Raw genomic sequence first — 14,771 nt, 5'->3', positions numbered from 1 at the left:
GCCGCGGACGGGTTGATATAGGGAGAGGGCCTGACCCCATATCGTTGGGGCCAGGCCCGATTTTGCCTCTTGACAATGTCCTGCTCATATTAAAAGGAACGTCCCCATCTGCCACATCGCAGGTTGAGCACACGCCAGCGAGCGACGTCCAGAGCGAACAAGTTGGCATGAAAAAGGCAAGGCATAGACCTTCTGGTCATGCCTTGCCTTTTGAATGACAAATTGTCGCTCTGGACGTCGCGCAGCGTCGACCGGTCCGCCGTTCGTTAGAACGGCGGAACCTAAGGGCGCAGCGTCAACTGGTTACGCGGTTCGTAGAACCGCGTAACCAATTAGAAACGGTTGCCGCGGAAGCCGCCACCGTTGCGGCCGCCACGATCGCCACCGCGACCGCCACGGTCGTTACCACGGTTGCCGCCGAAGCCGCCACGGTTGCCACCGCGATCGCCATAGCCACCACGGTTGCCGCCAAAGCTGCCGCGACCGCCACGGTCGCTGCCACGGTCACCAAAGCCGCCACGGCCGCCACGATCGCCACCGCGGCCACCGCGGTCACCGCCACGGCCACCGCGATCGCCAAAGCCGCCGCGACCGCCACGGTCGCCGCCACGGCCACCGCGATCGTCACGACCGCCGCGAGGACCGCGGTCCTCGTCCAGGCCCATGGCGACGAGCGGAGCGATAACCTTATCGAGAGCGGCCATCAGCTCGGTGGCCTCCTCATAAGAAAGCTCGGGCAGGAGCTTCTCCTTCTTGTTGGCAAGCTCGACCAGGCCCTCAGCGGCATCCTCGGCGGCGAAGACAACAATCTTGCGCATATCGCCCTCGGCGTCGTCGATGCGGCCGACCAGATCGGCAGCCTCGGCCTCGGCCATCAGGCCATCGAGCTCACGAAGGCGCATGCCCAGCAGGTCGGACATTTCCTTCTGCTCCATCTTGGGCTTGAGGTCAAGGAGCTTGATGGCGCGCTCGATGTTCGCCATGCGCTCGGCCTTGGCCTCCTCCTCCTTGGAAATAGCAAAGCGACGGCTACGCAGCAGACGGGCGGCCTTCTGCATCTTGTCCATCAGCTCTTCGTCATCGTAATCAACGGCGGCCTCGACAACCTCGGCCTCCTCCTCGGCGGAAACCTCGTCAGCAACCTCAACCTCGGCAGCTTCGGTTTCCACGGTCTCGACTGCCTCGACCTCGGCAGCCACGGTCTCGTTCTCGGTCTCGTTCATGATCTCTTCGTTCTCGGACATGAGACTCCTTCTTGGCCCTCTCGGGCATCATCGCCCCATTCGCGGGGCCCGTCGCGCACTCTTTGCGCTTTAAACATTCATGCCTCTCGGCAAAACGTCCATTAGTTTATGGTGTCGCCATCCAATCTAGCTGCAGAATCTATGTGCACACATTAATGCGACATGTGCGACTCGCGACGAGCGTACACCAGCGACGTCGCGAACCCGACCACGGCAATTACAGCCGCCACACGCACGGCAGCTGCAAATCCAATCGCCTGGGCAACGTCGGACGCAGCGCCAGCGGCGCCGGCGGTCGCGGCAGAACTCGAGAGCAGGCCGATAAACAGCGACGGGCCAAACGATGCGGCAATCATGTTCCACGTGTTGAGCAATGCCGTTCCGTGAGGATGCTCAGCGGCAGGCAGCGTCTCCAAGCCGGCCGTCTGCGAGGGACTCAGCACCAGGCCGACTCCGGCATACACCACAACGGTCAGCGCCACGACGACGCCGATGTTCATGCTTGCCGCCGTCATCGAGATTGCAATCTGTCCCACGGCAATCAGGGCAAAGCCGACCGGCAGCAGCGGCCATGCGCCATGGGCGTCCATCACGCGTCCGCCCACAATCGAGGTCACGGCGTTGCAGGCAATCGCCGGCAAAATGAGCAGGCCCGCAACAAGTGCGGTCATGCCGTATGCGCCCTCAAAATAGAGCGGCAACAAAACGCTCATCGAGAACGTCGTCATCATCGACACCACCACAAGCAGGCACGCAGGCCAAAAGCGACCGCTCGCCATGGGACGCACGTTAAGCACCGGATGCTCGAGCTTGAGCTGGCGGGCCGCAAATAGGCCGAGCAGCACAATGGCGGCGAAAAGAGCCACGATGCCGGCAATCAGATTGGTCGAGAACTCGCCTACGGAATACACAAATGCCGTAATGCCGGCGGCGAGCAAAACAACCGACAGAATATCAAGCGTGGTGTTCGAGCGCTCTCCGACATTCCGAACGAGCTTTGCTGCCGCCGCGGCGACCACGACACCGCCCACCAGCGGCACTACGAACACCGCCCTCCAGCCAAACAACGTGCACATAAGACCACTAATCACGGGCCCAAACGCCGGCCCTAGCGTAATGCAGGCACCGCCCAGGCTCAGATACAGACCGAGCTTCTCGCGCGGAGCACAAGATAGCACCACATTCATCATGAGCGGAAACAAGATGCCCGATCCCGCAGCCTGCAAAATACGACTTGGCAGCAAAACGGTAAACGACGGGGCGACCAGGCACAGAACTTCTCCGGCGACCATGCATCCGCATGCGAAAAACAGCAGCTTGCGCGTCGAGAAACGACCGGACAGAAAGGCCATGATGGCCGTAAAGATCGACGTCACGATCATGTATCCCGAAACGAGCCACTGCGCCGTGGTAGCGCTCACCGAAAAGACCGCCATGATGTCGTGCAACGCCACGTTAATAATGTTCTCGTTAAACGCGGCGACAAAGGCTGCAATATACATTACGACGAGAAACGCCGCAGTGGCCGATGGCGCTACTTGAACTTGTTGCTGAGATTTGCTCCCCATGCATTTCCTTCCTCTTGGAACGACAGTCACATCGCCCCAGAGGAACAGTCCAGGGCGAGAATGAGCCCTAGACTTACGCCAGACGCCGCACGCGACGAGTCTGGCAACATGGTCCAACGTCGAAAGATTGTAACGCGGACGAGCAGCTTTCCTTCCGCGCTATTATTAAAAGTCCACGAAAGCACGAGACATGAGGAGCCCGCCATGATTAAGCCCATCATGAAATCCGAGTTCTTTTTGCGCCTGCCTTCCGAAGACGCGGGGCCCGACGATGCCGCGACCGGGCAGGACCTCCTGGATACGCTCCATGAGCATGAGCACGAGTGCGTGGGCCTTGCCGCCAACATGATTGGCGTGCGCAAACGCATCATCTGCGTAAAGGACGGCAACAGGGCGCTGCTGATGTACAGCCCTCAAATTCTTGAGCAGGTCAATTCCTATCAGACGAGCGAAGGATGTCTCTCGCTTTCCGGCGAGCGCCCCTGTACTCGCTATCGCCGCATTAAGGTTGAGTATTTGGACGAGAATTTCGTCCACCGCATCAAAAACTTCTCGGGCTACACCGCCGAGATCATCCAACACGAAATCGACCACTGTTGCGGAATCGTTATTTAGTTCCGCCGATTCAAGAAAGCTCCCTGCAGCAAAACAACTGCAGGGAGCTTTTCATAGTGCGGAACTTCTATCCCACTAGCTCTGGCGGTAATGGTCGAAGAAGTCGGCGAGGTCTTCGAGGGACTCTTTGAGCACTTCCATGCGCGGCAGGTACACGATACGGAAGTGGTCGGGCTCAGCCCAGTTAAAGCCGCCGCCGCGCGTGATCAGGATCTTCTTCTCGTGCAGCAGGTCAAGGGCGAACTGCTCGTCATCGGTAATGTTGAACTTCTTCACATCCATCTTGGGGAAGATGTAGAACGCCGCACGCGGCTTAACCACCGAGATGCCGTCAATCTTGTTGAGCGCCTCATACACAAAGTTGCGCTGCTCGTAGACACGGCCGCCGGGGCGGATGTAGTCGTTGACGGACTGATGGCCACCGAGCGCCGTCTGAACGATCGACTGAGCCGGCACGTTGGAGCACAGGCGCATGTTGGAGAGCATGTTGATGCCCATGATGAAGTCGCTCATGCAGCGCTGGTTGCCCGAAAGCACCATCCAGCCAATACGATAGCCCGCGATCATGTGCGACTTGGACAGACCGCTAAAGGTGACGCAGGGCAGATCGGGAGCGAGCGAGGCAATCGAGACGTGCTCGTAGCCGTCCATGCACAGGCGGTCGTAGATCTCATCAGCAAAGATCATCAGCTGATACCTGCGTGCAACCTCGACGATGCCCTCGAGCACCTCGCGCGGATAGACGGAACCCGTGGGGTTGTTGGGGTTGATGATGACGAGGGCTTTGGTCGCGCTCGTAATCTTGGACTCCATATCCTCCAGGTCGGGATACCAATCCGCCTGCTCATCGCACAGATAGTGCACAGGATGACCGCCGGCAAGGGTTGCGCACGCCGTCCAGAGCGGATAGTCGGGGCTGGGGATCAGAATCTCGTCGCCATTGTCGAGCAGCGCGTTCATCGAAAGCTGAATGAGCTCGGACACGCCGTTGCCCGTGTAGATATGCTCCATCTGAACGTTGGGCAGGCCCTTGATCTGCGAATACTGCATGATCGCCTTGCGCGCGGAGAACAGGCCACGCGAGTTGGAATAGCCTTCGCAGTCGGGCAGCTGCTGGCGCATGTCCTTGATGACCTCATCGGGCGTGCGGAAACCGAAGGGCGCCGGGTTACCGATATTGAGCTTGAGGATGCGCTCACCCTCGTCCTCCATACGGGCGGCCTCGTCGACGACGGGACCGCGCACGTCATACAGGACGTTATCGAGCTTGGTGGATTTAGAAAAAGTACGCATGGTGGTGCTCCTTGCAATTTGAGCTGAGGGATGGGGTTCGGGCTTGGAATCGTTGCGGGGTGATGATGCCTCGCCTTGATCGGCGTCGCCGGCAAGCAGCCAGGTAACATCGACCTCCAAAATACGAGCGAGCAGCTCAGCCACATCGCGCCGCGGGATCGTCTTGCCGCTCACATATTGGCTCATCTGACTCTTGCCGAGTTTTTTGCCGAGCATCTCCGATGCGCGGATCACGTCCGACTGGCGAACGTCGCGATCGGACATAGCCTGTCGCAGGCGATCGCTAAACGTCTCTTGGGCCACAGGAACCTCCTCGCTGGCAAAGTTCAATTTATAGAACACGAATTGAACCGATGTTCAATTTAGTAAGCAGTATAGCGCCGCGCCTCATTCGAAAGTTCAATTTCATAAGAAAACGTACCGAACTCCGAGGTTTGCCCAAAGCGGACAATGGCGTGTACGCGTTTAGAGGTATTCAAGGAATCGAGCGGCGGCAAGCGAAACGTCAGCCGTGCGATATATCGCATTGATCTGCCGATGGGGATGTCCCTCGAGCGAACGCACGGCAACATCGAACTGACAACGGCGCAAGATGAGCGCGGGAAGAATACTCACGCCCAGGCCGTCCTCGACCATGGCCATAATCGCATAGTCATCCCAGGTCGACAGCTTAGAGCGCACCGCCAGGCCCGCGCGGCGAAACAGCGGCGTAATCTCGTCGTCGCTACCGCGTTCCGGCAGGATAAACTGCTCGTTGGCCAAATCGGCAAGGGAAACGACCTCCGCGGTGGCAAGCGAGGAGTCCGCTGGCACCACGGCCATCAGCTCGTCTTGCACCAACGGCCGCGACGCCATGCCGGCGCCGCGTGGTTCGCGCGGAATAAAGCCCAGGTCGCAGCGACCTTCCGCCACCCATTGTTCAATCTCTGAATAATCGCCCATCAGCAGCTCGTAATCGACGTCCGGGTGATCGGCGCGAAAGTGCGCAATCACCGGCGGCAGCACGTGGGTCGCCACACTCGAAAACGTACCGATGCAGATTTTGCCGCGCATGAGCCCACGCATCTCATCCACCCGTCGCTGCAAGCGAGTGAATTCCTCGCAGAGCGCCTCGACCGCCGGCATAACTTGCCGCCCGTCGGCAGAAAGCACTACGCCCTCGCGGCTGCGATCAAGCACCTTAAAACCCCAGTCCGCCTCAAGGTCGCCCACCATGCGGCTCACGCCCGACTGCGAATAGCTCAGCCGCTCTGCAGCACGCGTAAAGCTGCCGGCACGCACCGTCTCGAGCAGCACCTGCATCTTTTGAATATTCGTTTCCACGGCACGTCTCCACCTTCGCATGAGTTCTTGTCATGTTTGCCATGCATTATATTCGCTTTTCTTCTAAAGCCAGTTCACCCATAGTGAACATGCTCGGATATAGAGGGGATGTCAGCGCATGAACAACGGACTGTTTACGTACTTAGCAGCATTGCTATTGTTTGGCTCCAACGGCATCATTGCCGCTGTCATCGCGCTGCCGAGCTCCGATATCGTGCTCCTGCGCACGTTTTTGGGCGCGCTCTCACTCATTGTCATCCTCGTCACTACGCAACGCCATAAGTTGCAGGCGCCATCTCGCCCTCGCGAAGCCGCAGCCCTCCTCCTTTCGGGAGCCGCGCTGGGCGCCAGCTGGATTTTTCTGTTCCGCGCTTATCAGACAATCGGCGTCGGCGTATCCTCGCTGCTGTACTACTGCGGCCCCATCATCGTCATGGCCCTTTCGCCGTTTATCTTTGGCGAGAAGCTGACCGGCGGCAAAATCGCCGGGTTTATCGCCGTCGCCTGCGGCGCTTTTCTCATTGCGGCGCAAGGTCTAGGCGGCAATATGCCCATTGCGGGCATCGTCTGCGGCATCGCCTCGGCATTTTGCTATGCGTTGATGGTCATCGCAAGCAAGGGCGCGCCGCACATCGAAGGCCTCGAGAACTCCGCGCTCCAGGTGAGCGCGGCCTTTGTGACCGCGCTGGTCCTCACGCTCATCACGCAGGGCGCTCCCTCGTTCCTGTCCGCCGGCGTCGCCGCCAGTATTGATTGGCGCGCCGTCGCTATGCTCGGCGTCGTCAACACCGGCATTGGTTGCCTGCTCTACTTTAGCGCCGTCGCCAAGCTGCCCGTCCAGACCGTCGCCGTCGTCGGCTACCTCGAGCCGCTTTCGGCGGTCGTGTTCTCGGCCGCCCTTTTGGGTGAAGCCATAACACCAGTCCGCCTGATGGGCGCCGCGCTTATCATCGGCGGCGCGATTTTTTGCGAACTCGCCGGCAAACGCGCAAACGCCAAGGCTGGCATCGCCCAGACAGTACGTGCTTAAAAGCCCCTGCTTTGAAATGCTACCTGCGTAGATAAATAATCCCCAGCTGAGGATTATTGTCTAAAATAACCCGATGTGCCAAACTGCTCTTGTATGTATAAAGACGGCATAAAGTTTTTGTCCTAGACAGATAACCGGATGTCTAAGGGAGTCCTCGTGGCACACAACAAACTGGAGGCAAACCTCCAAGACCAGCGCGGGCAAGGCGGGCACGGAGCCATCCCCCTCTCCGCTGGCATGCTGCTCGTAACGCTCGGCGTCGTCTATGGCGACATCGGCACGAGCCCCATGTACACCATGAAATCAATCGTTGCCAACAACGGCGGCATCGGTACCGTCAGCGAGGACATGATCCTGGGCGCGCTTTCGCTCGTCATCTGGACCATGACGCTCGTGACCACGGTCAAGTACGTGGTAATCGCCATGAAGGCCGACAACCACAACGAAGGCGGCATCTTCGCCCTGTTCAGTCTCGTGCGCAAGGTGGCGCCATGGCTGATTCTCCCCGCCATGATCGGCGGCGCGGCGCTGCTCGCCGACGGCATCCTCACCCCCGCCGTCACGGTTACCACGGCCATCGAGGGCTTGCGCACTATCGAGTGGGGCCATGCGCTTTTGGGTGACGGCCAGACCAACGTCATCATCATCACCATCATCATTATCTGCGGCCTGTTTGCCATGCAGCGCGCCGGCACCTCGTCAATCGGCAAGATGTTCGGCCCGCTTATGACGCTGTGGTTCCTGTTCTTGGCTGGCGCCGGCCTGTTCAACATGCTCGGCAACCTATCCATCCTGCGTGCGCTCAACCCCATCCGCGGCATTATGTTCCTGTTCTCGCCCATCAACCACTCGGGCATCATGGTGCTCGGCTTTGTCTTTCTGTCGACGACCGGTGCCGAGGCGCTCTATTCGGACATGGGTCACGTGGGCAAGGCTAACATTTACGCATCCTGGCCGTTCGTGAAGGCGACCCTCATCCTTAACTATCTGGGTCAGGGCGCTTGGCTGCTCGCCAACAACTCCAATCCCCAGATGCTCGCGATGGACATCATCAACCCGTTCTACATGATGCTTCCCGAGCCCCTGCGCCCCTTTGCCATCGTGCTTTCGACCGTAGCGGCCATCATCGCCTCGCAGGCGCTCATCACCGGCTCGTTCTCGCTGGTATCCGAGGCCACGCGCCTCAACCTTATGCCGCATCTGCGCATCCACTACCCCAGCGACACCAAGGGCCAGCTCTATATTCCGCTCGTCAACAACATCATGTGGGTCGGCTGCGTCTTCATCGTGCTGCTGTTCCAAAACTCCGAGCGCATGGAGAGCGCCTACGGCCTCGCCATTACCGTGACCATGCTCATGACCACGACGCTTTTGACGAGCTACATCGCCGGCGTCCTCAAGCACAAGCTGGGTGCCTGCGTCTTCGCCCTGCTCTTCGGTGCCATTGAGCTGTGCTTCTTCGCTTCGTGCCTCACCATGTTCTTTGACGGCGGCTACGTCATGATCTTCCTGGCCGCACTGCTGTTTGGCCTTATGTATGTGTGGCGCCGCGGTACTGCCATCGAACGCACGCAGACGATTCTGCTGCCCGTCTCCAAGTACATCGACCAGCTCAACCGCCTGCGCAATGACGAGACCTATCCCGTGCTCGCTGACAATCTGGTATTTCTCACCAACAGCCCCGACCCGCTCACGCTCGACCGCGACGTGCTCTATTCCATCCTGGACAAGCACCCCAAGCGCGCCAAGGCATATTGGTTCATTAACGTGCATGTCACCGATGAGCCCTATACGCACGAGTATTCCGTTGAGACCTTTGGCACAGACTTCCTGTTCCGCGTGCGCTTGGACCTGGGCTTTAAGGTCAACCAGCGCGTTAATGCCTACCTGCGCCAGATCGTTGGCGACCTGATGGCATCGGGTGAGTTGCCGCCGCAGCATCACACCTACTCTATCTACGAGACACGCGGCAACGTGGGCGACTTCCGTTTTTGCATGCTGCGCAAGATGCTTGCCCCCGAAACGGACATCAACCGCAACGACCACCGCGTGATGGCCATCAAGTACGCCGTCCGCCGCGCCTGCGGAAGCCCGGCACGTTGGTATGGTCTCGAGAACTCGGCCATCATCATTGAGTACGTACCGCTCTTTGCCCGCATGCGTCCGGCAGTCAAGCTCGTACGCACCCAGGTGCCGCTCGAGATCCTGATCGAAGAGGCCGAGGAAATGGAAGTCGACATCTTCTCGGACGACCTGGTCAACGGCAACGAAGCCGGTAGGAACATGAACGTCGATCCCACCGAGTTGCTCGAGAGCGTCGCCGATACGCCCGAGCAACAACAACTCGACGGACTCGAAAGCACCCAGCTCAACGACGCCAACTTCTAACACGCCACCAGCCATTGACGACAGCGGCCCTGCACCTCACGAGAGACGCAGGGCCGCCTTGCATTGCAGTAAAGCTATCGGCTACGAACGACGTGGCTCGGGAACCACGAGCTTATCGGGGCTCGCGCCCTCGGCATCCATCAGGCTCACGTAGCGAATCGACGGATCCCCATACATCGCGTAGTAATAATTGCCCGTGCGCGCGCTAAAGCATCCGGTATAGATAGTCTTCTCGAACTTGCCATCGCCCATCCTAGACGCCCCCTCAATCATCACCACGCCCTCGAGCGATCGGAACATGCGGACGACGTTTTCGGTCTCGCTCTCCTTTTGCGGGTAATTGGCATTGAGGTACGCCGCCTTTACAAAACGGCTCGGCGAATAGCAGTCACCCGGAATACCGCGCATGCCGGCACCCGCGCCATAGGGCTTGAGCTCGACGCCACGCCATGTCGCCGTCTGCGGAAAATCGCTTGTGGCCGTGATATAGGTGCGCAGGTTTTCCATGTGCCACGGGAAGGTGGGCTGATTGGCAAGGGTGTCGACCGGATCGTCGTATACATGCAGGCCGTCAGCCATCATCTCGACCACGATGCTGCGCTGGCTGTCGCCGATAATCCAATGGAGCAGCGACACGCCCAGCCCCTCTCCGGCAGATTTGGCGACAATCACCGTGTCGCGCAGCGCGGCCTCGACCTCATCGACCGTCGAGAACGTCGCTGCCACCCACAGGGGAAACTCATAGGCCGCGATATTGGTCTTACCGTCGACAGGGTCATCGGCATACTCGGCATAACCAGGGAAATTGAGACCCGCCACGGCGAGGCCCGCATCGTTGCCGCAATCGAAGAACATAGGGTAGTTCCTGTAATCGATGCACATACCGATCACCGCGTGCGCCGCTGTCGCGTCGTCGATAAACGAATACGGAATGTGAAACCCGCGCGGCATCACGCGAACCTGTTGGCCGTAGTCAAAGCTCCAGTCGAGATTGCGGCCCAGATACATGTGGCCAGAATTATCAGTAAATCGAATACTCGTACACATAGCGCCTCCTAGCTTTACGTTCTTGCTAATTTCATTGTCTCCAAACAAAAAGGCGCTAAACACAAAAGCCCGGACATGACAACAATGTCATGCCCGGGCCAAAAGAGACGAAGTGCGGTGCTTTGGTCCCCTTAGACCAACTTGCCGAGACAGTGGTCGATCATATGCTGGATCATCTGTGCCTCAAAGCCCACAAAGTCCTGCTTGCGCTCGCGCATCTTGCCGTCGACGATCTGGTCAAAGGCAACCTTGCACTTGATGTAGCGCGTGGACTTGGTGACCTCCTCGTGCGTCAGGCAGCTCTCCTCCATCTTGCTGGCGCCCAGACCAAACACCAGACGGGGGTTGTAGAGCACATGGGGCTGGCCGGCATCGTCCAGGTAGACGCAGACCTTCTTGGTGACGCCAATCTGGTTGGCGGCAAGGCAGCCGGCATCGTCGAGCGACTTGATGGTATCGATCAGGTCCTGTGCCACCGACTCGTCCTCGACGGTCGCGACCTCGCAACGCTGGGACAGAATAGCCTCGTCGTGGCAGAGCTCTTTAATCATACGTTCCTCCATAGGGGTCGTTGTAACTGCTTAAGTATACGGTACCCACACATTTTCATGCGAAAAATACCGTCTGTCTGCTACAAAGCGCCGAACATCAACATGCGAGGAACATCAGCCTTTCAAAGGCGATATAGTAGTTGAGTTCGTGTCAATCGGCCTAAACTCGGGGCCGAGCAAGGAAAGGGTATGCATGGACGAACTATTTCACGTCAGCGAGCGCAAGTCCACAATCGGGACCGAACTCCGCGCTGGACTGACAACATTCCTGGCGATGGCCTACATCATCGCCGTCAACCCCGCGGTGCTCTCGGGCGCTGGCATCGATGCGGGAGCGCTCGCCTGCGCCACCTGCCTGGGCGCCGGCATCATGACCATCTGCATGGGCATCTTCGCCAACCGCCCGCTCGCCTGCGCGTCGGGCTTAGGCGTCAACGCGATGATCGCTGGAATCACCACCACCGTCTGCGGCGGTGACTGGCACGTGGCCATGAGCGTCATCTTCCTCGAGGGTATCGTCATCTTGCTGCTCGTGCTTTGTGGCCTGCGCGAGGCCATCATGGACGCCATCCCGGTTGTCCTGCGTCACGCCATCTCGGTGGGTCTGGGCCTGTTCATCGCCATGATTGGCCTGTGCGATGCCGGCATTATCACCTCTGGCGCCGGTACACTCGTCGGTCTGGGCGACATCACCTCCCCCACCTTCATCGTCGGCATCATCTCCATCCTGGTGACAGTCGCCCTCGCCTGCCGCAACGTCCCCGGCTCGCTGCTCATCGGCATCGTCGTCGCCGTCATCGCCGGTATCCCCCTAGGTGTGACCCATGCTCCGACCGGTATCATCGCCCCGCTCGACTTCTCGAGCATCGGTGGCCCCATCGCCGACGCCGGCGGCGTGCCCGCCATCGTCAAGGTCCTTACCGACCCCACGCTCCTCGTCATCTCGTTCTCGCTGCTCATGAGTGACTTCTTCGACACTATGGGCACCGCGATGGCCGTGGCCAAGCAGGGCGAGTTCCTCACCGACGACGGCAACGTCGAGAATATCAAGGAGATCCTGATCGTCGACTCCGCCGCCGCTGCTGTGGGCGGTTTCATGGGCGTCTCCTCCATCACCACCTTCGTCGAGTCCACTTCCGGCGCCGCCGACGGTGGCCGCACGGGCCTCACCTCCGTCACCACCGGCGTGCTGTTCATTCTCGCCGCGTTCTTCTCCCCCATCGTCACCATCGTTTCCAGCGCCGCCACCTGCGGTGCTCTGGTCTACGTCGGCTACCTCATGATGAGCGAAGCCTCCGAGATCGACTGGTCCGACGTGTCGCAGGGTTTCCCGGCGTTCATGATCGTCGCCGGCGTGCCCTTCACCTACTCCATCTCTGCCGGCATTGGCCTGGGCTTTATCGCCTACGTGATCGTCGCGCTCTTTAAGGGCGAGGCCTCCAAGATCAAGCCGCTCATGTGGATCGCAGCCCTTGCCTTCCTCGTCTACTTCTTCGTGGCGTAACGGCATAGTCTGCTAAAGCAGAACATCAAGGCGCGGAGTCGCATCGAGCGGCTCCGCGCCTTTCTTTTAGCGTCTGCCCCCGCGCCAGCGTGCGACAATTGAGGCTGTCAATATCACAACACCGAGAGAAGCCTGCCTTGGAAGCGCATCATAAGCAGATAACCGTTTACTCAGAGTGTGCGGAAGGCGCGCCCGTCATCTACCTCCCCGTGGTTATGGGCGACGGTAGTGAAGTCTACGAGCGCTGCCGAGAGCTCGACTGCCCGCCATTCACCCTTGTCGCCATTGGAGGGCTCGATTGGAATCGCGAGCTTAGCCCCTGGGAATGTGAGGGAACTATACGAGATGCCGAGCCCTTTGGTGGACAGGCTGCTGGTTTTCTTGACGAGTTGTTGAAGCAGATAATCCCAGAGGCCGAATCATCACTTCCCTGCCCGCCCACCTGGCGCGGCATTGCCGGCTACTCGTTGGCGGGTCTTTTTTCACTGTGGGCACTTTGGCAAACAGATGTCTTTGAACGCGCGGCAAGTGCATCGGGGTCGCTGTGGTTCCCCGGCTTTATCGACTACGCGCGCGAGCGCACGATGACAGCCACGCCCGACGCCGCCTATCTGTCGCTCGGTAAAAAGGAAACCAAGACGCCCAACCGCATGATGCGGCACGTACTCGACGATACGCGTGCGATGGAAGAGCTGTTTATCGAGCGCGACATTCCAACAACACTGGAGCTCAACCCCGGCAATCACTTTGCCCAAACTGACCTGCGCATGGCGCGCGGCATCCACTGGATACTGACGCATTAAAAATGGCGTCCGCGCGTACATACGCATGGACGCCATCTATAATTTGGCTGAACGCAGCTACTATTCAGTAGTCTCCTCAAGCTCGGAAGTATCGAACTCAAAGTCATTACCGGGCAGGATGGCGTTGAGCACAATGCCCACCAGCGAGCCCACGGCAAGGCCCGAAAGCGAAATCGTCACGCCGCCCAGCTCCAGCACGATGGCACCGGCGGTACTGTAGGCAATGCCGAGCGAGAGCACGAGCACCAGAGCCGCAACCAGCACGTTGCGGTTGTTCTGGAAATCGACCTGGTTTTCGATAAGGTTGCGAACGCCCACGGCACTGATCATGCCGTAGAGCACGAGCGACACGCCGCCGATAACGCACGCCGGCATAGCAGCGATTACAGCAGCAAACTTGGGGCAGAACGAAAGCACGATGGCGCAGCAGGCGGCAATGCGAATCACACGCGGGTCGAACACGCGCGTAAGCGCAAGCACACCGGTGTTCTCGCCATACGTAGTGTTGGCCGGAGCGCCAAAGAGCGAAGCCAGAATCGTGGCAAGGCCGTCGCCGAGCAACGTGCGATGCAGACCAGGATCGGCGATGTAGTTACGCTCGCAAGTGGAGCCAATGGCGGAGATATCGCCAATGTGCTCAATCATGGTCGCAAAGGCCAGCGGCATGATGGTGATGATAGCCGTCGTGGCAAGACCGCTATCGAACTGCGGGCCAAAGAGCGCAAACACGGTGTTGTCCCACACGATGGGCAGACCGACCCACGGAGCGGCGGCAACGCCCGAAAAATCAACCTCGCCCAGCACCGCCGCGACAGCATAGCTCACCACAACGCCCAGCAAAATCGGCACGATCTTGACCATGCCGCGGCCCCAGATGTTGCAGATGACGATCACGGCCACGGCGACAACGGCAACAAGCCAGTTGGTTTGGCAGTTGGCAATGGCAGAGCTCGCCAGGATCAGGCCGATGGAAATGACGATGGGACCGGTCACCACCGGCGGAAAGAAGCGCATGACACGCTTGGCGCCAAATGCGCGGAACAGCGCCGCCAGCACCGGATAGAGCAGGCCGGCGCAGGCAACGCCCAGGCAGGCGTAGGGCAAAAGCTCGGCCTCGCCGTTGGGTGCAATGGCGGCATAACCCGCGATAAAGGCAAACGACGAGCCCAGAAACGCGGGCACCTTACCGCGCGATAGAAAATGAAACAGCAGCGTGCCGATGCCGGCGAACAGAAGCGTCGCCGAAACGGAAAGGCCGGTGAGCACGGGCACGAGCACCGTGGCTCCGAACATCGCAAACATGTGTTGCAAACCCAACACGAACATGCGCGGGCGGCCGAGCGACGATGCATCGTAGATGGCATCGGTGACGGCGGGCGTCGAGGATTGGGACATGGAAGTCCTT

At 59.4% G+C, this 14,771-nt stretch carries 12 protein-coding genes; 5 read left to right on the top strand and 7 right to left on the bottom strand.

Annotated features, from left to right (window positions below; genetic code table 11):
* Positions 1–332: 332 nt before the first annotated feature.
* Together I2H19_RS04385 and I2H19_RS04380 are read right to left on the bottom strand one after the other, a co-directional pair.
* Complete coding sequence (locus I2H19_RS04385; protein WP_195621511.1) at positions 333–1,244, bottom strand: hypothetical protein; 912 nt, start codon at positions 1,242–1,244, stop codon at positions 333–335.
* A gap of 152 nt (positions 1,245–1,396) precedes the next feature.
* Complete coding sequence (locus tag I2H19_RS04380; protein WP_229089776.1) at positions 1,397–2,746, bottom strand: MFS transporter; 1,350 nt, start codon at positions 2,744–2,746, stop codon at positions 1,397–1,399.
* Positions 2,747–3,016: 270 nt separating this feature from the next.
* Between I2H19_RS04380 and I2H19_RS04375 the strand changes: the two genes are divergently transcribed.
* A complete protein-coding gene (locus I2H19_RS04375) occupies positions 3,017–3,427 on the top strand; it encodes a peptide deformylase (protein ID WP_195621508.1) in 411 nt (136 codons plus the stop codon).
* Positions 3,428–3,502: 75 nt separating this feature from the next.
* Here I2H19_RS04375 and I2H19_RS04370 read toward each other — a convergent pair whose 3' ends face one another.
* Both I2H19_RS04370 and I2H19_RS04365 read right to left on the bottom strand, forming a co-directional pair.
* Positions 3,503–4,984, bottom strand: a complete 1,482-nt coding sequence (locus tag I2H19_RS04370; RefSeq protein ID WP_271745587.1) for an aminotransferase class I/II-fold pyridoxal phosphate-dependent enzyme — start codon at positions 4,982–4,984, stop codon at positions 3,503–3,505.
* A 201-nt stretch (positions 4,985–5,185) separates the two neighbouring features.
* Positions 5,186–6,043: a LysR family transcriptional regulator gene (locus I2H19_RS04365; protein ID WP_271745582.1), complete on the bottom strand. Its 858-nt coding sequence runs from the start codon at positions 6,041–6,043 to the stop codon at positions 5,186–5,188.
* A gap of 118 nt (positions 6,044–6,161) precedes the next feature.
* Between I2H19_RS04365 and I2H19_RS04360 the strand changes: the two genes are divergently transcribed.
* Both I2H19_RS04360 and I2H19_RS04355 read left to right on the top strand, forming a co-directional pair.
* The gene (locus I2H19_RS04360) at positions 6,162–7,073 is read left to right on the top strand and encodes a DMT family transporter (RefSeq protein ID WP_195621506.1); all 912 of its coding nucleotides are present in this window, start codon (positions 6,162–6,164) and stop codon (positions 7,071–7,073) included.
* A 138-nt stretch (positions 7,074–7,211) separates the two neighbouring features.
* Positions 7,212–9,461 carry a KUP/HAK/KT family potassium transporter gene (locus tag I2H19_RS04355; RefSeq protein WP_195621505.1) on the top strand — a complete coding sequence of 750 codons (2,250 nt, stop codon included), beginning with the start codon at positions 7,212–7,214 and terminating at the stop codon, positions 9,459–9,461.
* 81 nt (positions 9,462–9,542) lie between these two features.
* On the opposite strand, the gene bsh is transcribed toward I2H19_RS04355, so the two are convergent.
* Positions 9,543–10,508: a choloylglycine hydrolase gene (bsh, locus tag I2H19_RS04350; RefSeq protein ID WP_195621504.1), complete on the bottom strand. Its 966-nt coding sequence runs from the start codon at positions 10,506–10,508 to the stop codon at positions 9,543–9,545.
* Between the two features lie 131 nt (positions 10,509–10,639).
* Positions 10,640–11,059 (bottom strand): peptide deformylase, encoded by a 420-nt coding sequence (locus I2H19_RS04345; protein WP_195621503.1) that lies wholly within the window; start codon positions 11,057–11,059, stop codon positions 10,640–10,642.
* A gap of 193 nt (positions 11,060–11,252) precedes the next feature.
* Between I2H19_RS04345 and I2H19_RS04340 the strand changes: the two genes are divergently transcribed.
* Positions 11,253–12,563, top strand: coding sequence for an NCS2 family permease (locus I2H19_RS04340; protein ID WP_195621499.1), 1,311 nt, complete (start codon positions 11,253–11,255; stop codon positions 12,561–12,563).
* Positions 12,564–12,700: 137 nt separating this feature from the next.
* Positions 12,701–13,366, top strand: a complete 666-nt coding sequence (locus tag I2H19_RS04335; protein ID WP_195621498.1) for an alpha/beta hydrolase — start codon at positions 12,701–12,703, stop codon at positions 13,364–13,366.
* Between the two features lie 60 nt (positions 13,367–13,426).
* On the opposite strand, the gene I2H19_RS04330 is transcribed toward I2H19_RS04335, so the two are convergent.
* Positions 13,427–14,761 carry a uracil-xanthine permease family protein gene (locus tag I2H19_RS04330; protein ID WP_195621496.1) on the bottom strand — a complete coding sequence of 445 codons (1,335 nt, stop codon included), beginning with the start codon at positions 14,759–14,761 and terminating at the stop codon, positions 13,427–13,429.
* Positions 14,762–14,771: the final 10 nt, after the last annotated feature.

Source organism: Collinsella aerofaciens (assembly GCF_015560135.1).
GTDB lineage: Bacteria > Actinomycetota > Coriobacteriia > Coriobacteriales > Coriobacteriaceae > Collinsella > Collinsella aerofaciens_AN.
Note: the sequence above shows the minus strand (reverse complement) of the source record. Positions and strands in the feature narration are given on the sequence as shown.

Excerpts from the sequence above, each read along its gene's own strand:
- bsh (WP_195621504.1), bottom strand. The coding sequence starts at position 10,508 with ATGTGTACGAGTATTCGATTTACTGATAATTCTGGCCACATGTATCTG.
- I2H19_RS04385 (WP_195621511.1), bottom strand. The coding sequence starts at position 1,244 with ATGTCCGAGAACGAAGAGATCATGAACGAGACCGAGAACGAGACCGTG.
- I2H19_RS04345 (WP_195621503.1), bottom strand. The coding sequence starts at position 11,059 with ATGATTAAAGAGCTCTGCCACGACGAGGCTATTCTGTCCCAGCGTTGC.
- I2H19_RS04355 (WP_195621505.1), top strand. The coding sequence starts at position 7,212 with ATGTCTAAGGGAGTCCTCGTGGCACACAACAAACTGGAGGCAAACCTC.
- I2H19_RS04340 (WP_195621499.1), top strand. The coding sequence starts at position 11,253 with ATGGACGAACTATTTCACGTCAGCGAGCGCAAGTCCACAATCGGGACC.
- I2H19_RS04370 (WP_271745587.1), bottom strand. The coding sequence starts at position 4,984 with ATGTCCGATCGCGACGTTCGCCAGTCGGACGTGATCCGCGCATCGGAG.
- I2H19_RS04360 (WP_195621506.1), top strand. The coding sequence starts at position 6,162 with ATGAACAACGGACTGTTTACGTACTTAGCAGCATTGCTATTGTTTGGC.
- I2H19_RS04330 (WP_195621496.1), bottom strand. The coding sequence starts at position 14,761 with ATGTCCCAATCCTCGACGCCCGCCGTCACCGATGCCATCTACGATGCA.
- I2H19_RS04375 (WP_195621508.1), top strand. The coding sequence starts at position 3,017 with ATGATTAAGCCCATCATGAAATCCGAGTTCTTTTTGCGCCTGCCTTCC.
- I2H19_RS04380 (WP_229089776.1), bottom strand. The coding sequence starts at position 2,746 with ATGTATATTGCAGCCTTTGTCGCCGCGTTTAACGAGAACATTATTAAC.